General features: G+C 42.0%; 3 protein-coding genes and 1 pseudogene. All 4 read left to right on the top strand.

The annotated features are described in order from the left end of the window. The first annotated feature begins 668 nt into the window (after nucleotides 1-668). Complete coding sequence (locus B2400_RS14640) at nucleotides 669-2006, top strand: IPT/TIG domain-containing protein (protein ID WP_286652203.1); 1338 nt, start codon at nucleotides 669-671, stop codon at nucleotides 2004-2006. A 56-nt stretch (nucleotides 2007-2062) separates the two neighbouring features. After that, nucleotides 2063-5188, top strand: a complete 3126-nt coding sequence (locus tag B2400_RS14645) for a SusC/RagA family TonB-linked outer membrane protein (RefSeq protein ID WP_286652202.1) — start codon at nucleotides 2063-2065, stop codon at nucleotides 5186-5188. 20 nt (nucleotides 5189-5208) lie between these two features. Further along, nucleotides 5209-7242: a RagB/SusD family nutrient uptake outer membrane protein gene (locus tag B2400_RS14650; protein WP_286652201.1), complete on the top strand. Its 2034-nt coding sequence runs from the start codon at nucleotides 5209-5211 to the stop codon at nucleotides 7240-7242. A gap of 22 nt (nucleotides 7243-7264) precedes the next feature. Continuing rightward, nucleotides 7265-7554 (top strand): annotated as a pseudogene (locus B2400_RS14655) (hypothetical protein); the annotation flags it as partial.

The following is a 7554-nucleotide window of genomic DNA, read 5'->3' on the forward strand; positions in this document are numbered from 1 at the left end:
AGACGTTTAGTGAAACGTCTCTACGCATTGGCGTCCAATTGGCTTCTATATGGATTTGAACTACATAGGCGGTAATCATGACGAACCGCGTAGAGACGTTTCACTAAACGTCTCTTAAAAACCTACGAATCGCATAGCGACATCCGACGAAATGTAATATCCTGCCCATTCTTGCATCCTTCCTTTCCTGGTTCAAATATCTAACGTCTAATATCTAACGTCTAATATCTCATATCTAAAATCTAATACCAAGTTCTCCTCAGTCCCCTTTCAAACCCAATTCAAACCCAATACAAAGCCCAATCAGGACCCTTTTGAAAGGGCTTTGATTTGGGTATGAAAAGACTTATGTAGGGGAGTGATTGCTTGTAGGTTACTCTTTTTTATTTTCTTTTTATTTTAAATGCTGTACTTTTTTAAAGTTAAATTAAAGTTTCCTTCCTGCGATCCTCTTAATACAACATTAACAATATAGTAACTGGTTCTAAACATTCCCAACAAGTCTATTGGCTAGTTTTGCTCAAACTTTTGAAAAAGCACAATCATAAATTTTAACCTTAAACTGTGCGCTTGTTGTTATGTTCTCTTTCGTTTTTGAAAGAAAGCTTTCAGTTTTCAGATGCTTATGAAATTTTAAAACTTTTAAAGTAAATATTAATCTCAACGTTATGAAAATTCGTAGTGTACTAATGATGCCTCTGGCGTTTTTACTCCTGCTCAACAGCTGTAAAGACGAAGAGACTTTGAAGAAAAGTGAGCATGATCCTTCCAAGCCGATTGTGCTTAGCTCGTACTTTCCGTTAGAGGGCGGAGCGAGGACTAAAATACTTTTAGATGGCGAAAACTTTGGAACAGACCCATCTAAAATTAAAGTCTATTTCAATAAAGCGAAGGCTTCCATTATTTCTTCGAGCGGTAATCGCATTTACGCGATCGTACCTCGCATGCCTGGCGCTGATCCTAAGATTTCGGTTGTCGTGGGCAAAGATTCATTGGTTTATGAGAATTCCTTTACCTATCATACACAAGCGCAGGTGAGTACGGTGACTGGAAACGGGCAAAAGAATTTTAAACCGGGAGTCTTATCGGAAGCAGAGGTTTACGGAAAATATTTAGAATTGGATGCAGAGGGTAATATTTTTATGTCATGGCGCGACGGGGGCAACCCGGCTACCTTTGGTGTTGCTAGAATCAATGAGAAGGAAAACATCGTTACACCATTAATTGAAGCGCCATCGGCGACAAGAATACTTTATGCGAATGGTTTGACTGTTGACCGTGCAACGGGCATGCTAACTGCAGCACATGAGTCGACAAAAGAGGTGATATTTACATTTGACCCTCGCGAAGCATGGTATCCTCGACAACGAAATGTGAAGTATTCTACGGCTGACTTGACATCGATTGTCGATGCGGATCGCTACAAAAACTTTGTGACGTTCTGTCCTTATGATGGTCATTTATACACCCGCTATCGCGACGGCAAAATAGCGAAGATTAATCCAGAAACCATGGAAGCGAAGATTGTTCACCAAGGGCCATACGGTTCACAATATGGACAAGCTATCAATCCTAAGAAACCCTGGTTATTGTACATCACATTGCACTCCAATGCGAATCCTATTGAGTTTAGACAAGGTATATCGGTACTTGACCTACGTGATCCTAACGGAACTGGCGGTTTCAAGCGCATGAATGCCCCTGGAGGTAGTGCTTTTCGTGATGGACCGATTGAAGATGCACTATTCAATTATCCTAAAGACATCAAGTTTGATAATGACGGGAACATGTTCGTGGCGGACTATGGTAATCATTGCGTACGCATGGTGTCGGCAGATAATATCGTGACAACGGTGGCAGGCCGACCTGGAACATCAGGTTACAAAGATGGAGGCCCTGCGGAATCATTATTTAACCAACCTTGGGGCGTTGCGGTGAATGAGCAAGGCGATATCTATATCGCAGATTGGAGCAATGCTAGGATTCGAAAACTCGTGATTGAATAATCATTTCCGATCAATTAAATATAAAACCAACACAAACTAATTAAGCAATAAAAAAGATGAAGATTTTTCATGCTATCTGTTTGCTACTCTTTTGTTCAATCTTCTCGATTGCGAATGCGCAGGAAACAAAAGAATTAACAATTGCCGGGAAGGTAGTGAATGCGACGGGAGATCCCATGTCGGGGGTATCCATATTTGTGAAGGATAAACCTTCCGCAGGAACTTCAACTGGCAACGACGGTATTTTTAATATGACTGTCAACTATGGAGATAAAGTGGTTTTCAGCCATACCGGATATGATATACAAGAGCATTTAGCGATTGAATCGAAAGCTGATTTAATCATCGAGCTTGTCGAGAAGAGCTCAGACATCGATGAGGTCATCGTTGTGGGGCTGGGGAATGTTCAGCGTAAGATAAGTTCCGTAGGAGCGATTACAACGGTTGATGTCAAGAGTTTACAAACTCCTGCTCCTTCCATCGCCAATCTGCTTGGGGGTAGAGCTGCCGGGGTTATTTCGATGCAATCGAGTGGTGAACCGGGGAAGAACATCTCCGAATTCTGGGTGCGTGGTATTGGTACATTTGGAGCCAATAGTAGTGCGCTTGTATTGATCGATGGACTTGAAGGCGATCTGAATACAATTGACCCAGCTGATGTGGAAAGCTTCTCCATCTTGAAGGATGCTTCTGCAACAGCGGTATATGGAGTACGCGGAGCAAATGGTGTTGTATTAGTGACAACAAAACGCGGTTTGGTAGATCGGATTCAAATTACGGCGAGAGCAAACTCTACGCTTTCACATTTAAATAGATTGCCGCAATATCTAAATGCATTCGATTATGCCACATTAGCGAACGAGGCAACTGCACTGCGCGGTCAAAGCCCTTTGTACGACCAAACGGAAATGGGAATTATTCGCGACGGTCTGGATCCTGATATGTATCCAAATGTAAATTGGCAAGATGAGATCTTGAACAAAAACTCCTGGAGACAAAGTTATTATGTAAGTGGCCGTGGAGGGTCGGAAGTTGCGCGTTATTTCTTAAGCTTGGGCGGAAAGAATGAGTCTGCGGCTTACAAAGTTGATCCAAATAGCGTATATAGTTCCAATGTAGGATTCAATACATACAACTACCGTATCAACCTTGATGTTAATTTAACGAAAACAACAAAGGTTTACTTAGGATCGGATGGTTTCTTATCACAATTAAAACAACCGGGTGTAGCTAATACAGAATACATCTGGGGCGCACAATCGCGTTTAACACCATTAGCGCTTCCAACACAATATTCTAATGGTATGCTGCCGGGACTAGGCGGCGAGGATGCATCATCGCCTTATGTGATGATCAATCGTACAGGTAAAGCATTGGATGAAGCCTTCAAAGGCAAGGTAACATTGGCGTTGAATCAGGACTTCGATCCATGGGTTAAGGGCTTAAAATTTAGAGCTCAGGGTGCTTATGATGTACATAGTTTCTTTGAGGAGCGTCGAAAAGTTCAGCCCGGACTTTCCAAAGCATTAGGACGTGCTCCGGATGGATCGCTTATTATGCAGCAGACGGTATTGGAGGAGAAGGCGAAATATACCAAGGAAATTAAACAATATCGTAAATATCACTTTGAATCCGTGATCAACTATGATAGGCAGTTTGGCACGGATCACCGCACATCTGCATTGATCTATTACTATTTGAGCGATGCGAAGCATACGGATGACGCTAAGAATAACCTGGAGGCAATTCCATTGCGTTATCAAGGTGTATCCAGTCGTTTGACCTATGGATTTCGTGATACCTATCTCCTAGATGTGAACTTTGGTTATACCGGATCTGAAAACTTCCAACCAGGCAGACAGTACGGATTTTTCCCGTCGATTGCTTTAGGCTGGGTGCCAACGGGATACCAATATTTGCAGGAGAATGCGCCGTGGCTTAATTATTTTAAGATCCGTGCTTCTTATGGAACAGTTGGTAATGACCGTATTTCAGAAATCAGATTTCCATATTTGACAAAAGTAAACCAGAAGGAATCCAATATATGGGGAATCCCGGGAATTGAAACAATTCATGAAACACGTATTGGTGCAGACAATTTAGCTTGGGAGCGAGCAATAAAATCGAATATCGGTTTTGAAGGGAAGTTATTCAACAACAAGATCGATTTTGTGTTCGATATTTTTAAAGATCAACGTAACGGTATCTTCCAGCAACGCGTACAAGTCCCTTCCTATGTGGGTGTTGTTTCCAACCCATTTGCAAACGTTGGTCGTATGAGGAGTTCAGGTGTCGACGGAAATATTAGTTTCACACATAATTTATCAGATCGAATGGGCTTCACCTTGCGAGGAAATTTCACTTACTCAAAAAACCTCGTTCAGAATTGGGAGCAAGCTTATTTAGAGTACCCTTATTTAGAATTTAACGGATTCCCGCATAAGTCTATTCGTGGGTATCAGGCCTTAGGTCTATTCAAAGACGAAGAGGATATTAAGTACAGTCCGAAGCAGTCTTTTGGTGATGTGTTACCTGGTGATATCAAGTACAAAGACGTGAATGGGGACGGGGTTATCGATGCCTTAGATAAAGTTCCTTTGACGCATAGTAACTATCCGCTAGCAATGTTTGGATTTGGTGGTGAATTCCGCTTTAAGAATCTGACTTTGGGTCTTTTATTTAAAGGTACCGGCCGAACATCATTCTTCTATGTAGGACAACAGATGGAGTTAAACGACGTGAAAAAAGTAAATGGTATGGGGTATATGCCATTCTTTAATGGCAGCGAAGGTAATGTACTTTCCATAGTAGCCGATCCTAATAATCGGTGGATACCGATGGACTACGCTGTAGCGAATGGTATCGATCCTTCATTAGCGGAGAATCCAAATGCGCTTTTCCCAAGATTACAATATGGTAATAACGCGAACAATAGTCAGCTTTCCTCATTTTGGCAGGGTGATTCTCGATACGTCCGTTTAGAAGAATTGACCTTAAGCTATAATGTATCGCCGAATTTCGTGAAACGCATTGGCGTAAAGTCTCTTGATTTACAATTCGTGGGTACTAACCTGTATATCTGGGACAAGGTGAAAATATTCGATCCGGAGCAAGCGGCATGGAATGGTCGAAAATATCCGATCCCATCAACTTACTCAATGCAAGTATATCTTAATTTTTAATGGATAAAGTGATAATGAAAATGAAATTAACGATCATAAATAAAATAGCTAAACTTTCGGTTCTGCTGATTGCTATTGCCTCAACATCCTCATGTAAGGATTATCTAAACATTGATAATTATTTTGACGATGAATTTAATATCGACTCTGCGTTCAGCAGTACAAGAAATATAGAAGCTTATATGTGGGGGGCGGCAGCGATGTTCCCGGATGAATCCAACACAGTACGTTTTGGCTACACGCCAGGACCGATGGCTACGGATGAAGGTTTCAATGGATTGACAGGGGCAGGTTCCACCAACGTTTATTACGGAATGGACTATGTGACTGGGAATATCAGTCCGGATTTTTTCGGTGCAGGGTCATCTGATGATAACTATAACCTGAATCAATGGGGTCGATATTATAAGATTATTCGTAAGTGCAATAGCATATTGGCAAATCTCGATGTGCCCCGCGATCTAAGTACAGCCGATCGTCATCGTATTGAAGGCTTTACACGATTTATCCGTGCATATGCGTACTATAATATTTTGGTGGATTACGGTCCTGCCATTCTGTTGGGTGATGAGATCGTCAATACAAATGAACCTATCGAATACTACGATCGCCCGAGAGCAACTTACGATGAGACGATGGATTATACGGTAGAAGAATTTGAAAAGGCAGCTCAATTTTTGCCTGCAGAGGTCTCGATTTTAGATTTCGGAAAGCCTAGCAAGGGCGCAGCTTATGCTTTGATTGCACGTCTTCGTTTGATTCATGCAAGTCCATTATTTAACGGTGGTCCTGTAGCTGCTGCTTACTTTGGTAGCTGGACACGTAAAACAGATGGCGCACATTATGTATCGCAACAATATGATGAGAAACGTTGGGCTGTTGCGGCCGCGGCGGCAAAACGCGTTATGGATTTGGGGCAATACAAGCTTTATACCGCGATAGCTGATGATAAGACAAAACAACTCCCTCAAGGTGTAACTTCTGATCCGAACTTCTATGGACAGTTTCCGAATGGTGCGGCGGGAATTGATGCATTTCGCTCTTATTCAGAAATATTTACAGGAGAGGCGGTTCCGGCAACAAATAAGGAGGTTATTTGGGGAAGAAATACAGATTATATAAGTGATCCAATAACGAAGGGGGCATTTCCTCCATCTTTAGGTGGTTGGGGTCGTTTCTGCGTGACACAAAAAGTGGTAGATGCTTATTTAATGGATGATGGTCGCACGAAGGAAGAGGCAACGATTGATGGTTATTATTCGGAAAATGGTTTTACAACGCAAGCGAAGCGATTCTCTGGATATCCTTTAAATGCTGGGGTTTACAATATGTATGCAAATCGAGAAATGCGTTTTTACGCTTCTGTAGGGTTTAACGAAGCAGTTTGGCAAGCTGAATCGAGTGCTTCGTTGAATAACTATACTGCAAAATATTATTATCAGGATGCGGATGGACGTGGAGGCGTTACTGCAACATCTCCAAACTACCCGATTACAGGATATGTTATTAAGAAGTTCGTTCATCCGATGGACGCTTGGAGCGGTACGGGTGCTCGCCGTATGAAGAAATCCTATGCGATTATCCGTTATGCTGAGATCTTATTATCCTATGCCGAAGCGTTGAATAATTTAAAAGGAAGCCATACAGTAGAATTAGGTGGAAGACAATATACGGTTAATCGTGAAGAAGAAGCCATCAAGAATGCCTTTAACCAAGTTCGTTATAGAGCTGGATTGCCAGGTTTGAATGCTGCAAAAGTTGGAAATCCGCAAACGGTTCAAAGTGAAATTGAGCGTGAGCGTATGGTTGAGTTTCTTTGGGAAAACAGACGTTACTATGATGTTCGTCGTTGGGGGATCTATGAGGAGACCGAGCGTGAACCGATCCGTGGCATGAATCCGGATGGGGCGACTAAAGAGACGTATTACAAACGTGTGATTCCGGGGACTTCATCCTTCTTGAAACGCGTTGTTCACAAGAAATTGGTATGGGTTCCAATTCCGCGTGAGGAATTGAGAAGATTACCGTCGCTAGATCAAAATCCAGGATATTAATATTGACATTAATCGAAAACACATGAAACGTAGATATATAGCAATGATGGCCCTAGTGGGGATGTTATCATCATGCAAAGACAACGAGTTGTTTGAAAAAGAAATGTATAAGAATGTGGTCGCATTAATCAGCAGTTCTTATCATAATACTTTTCAAGAAGTTGTGCCTTTAACTGGCGGAGAAACCTTGGGATATATTGCTGCATCGGTTGGCGGTACGCACCTTCCGGAGAGCGACTTGGTAATCGAATTGGCTGAAGATCAGGAGCCATTAGATACATACAACCGATCGTTGTTTGATTTGGATGAGAA

This window comes from Sphingobacterium sp. UBA6645, from assembly GCF_002455685.1.
In the GTDB taxonomy this organism is placed as follows: domain Bacteria; phylum Bacteroidota; class Bacteroidia; order Sphingobacteriales; family Sphingobacteriaceae; genus Sphingobacterium; species Sphingobacterium hotanense.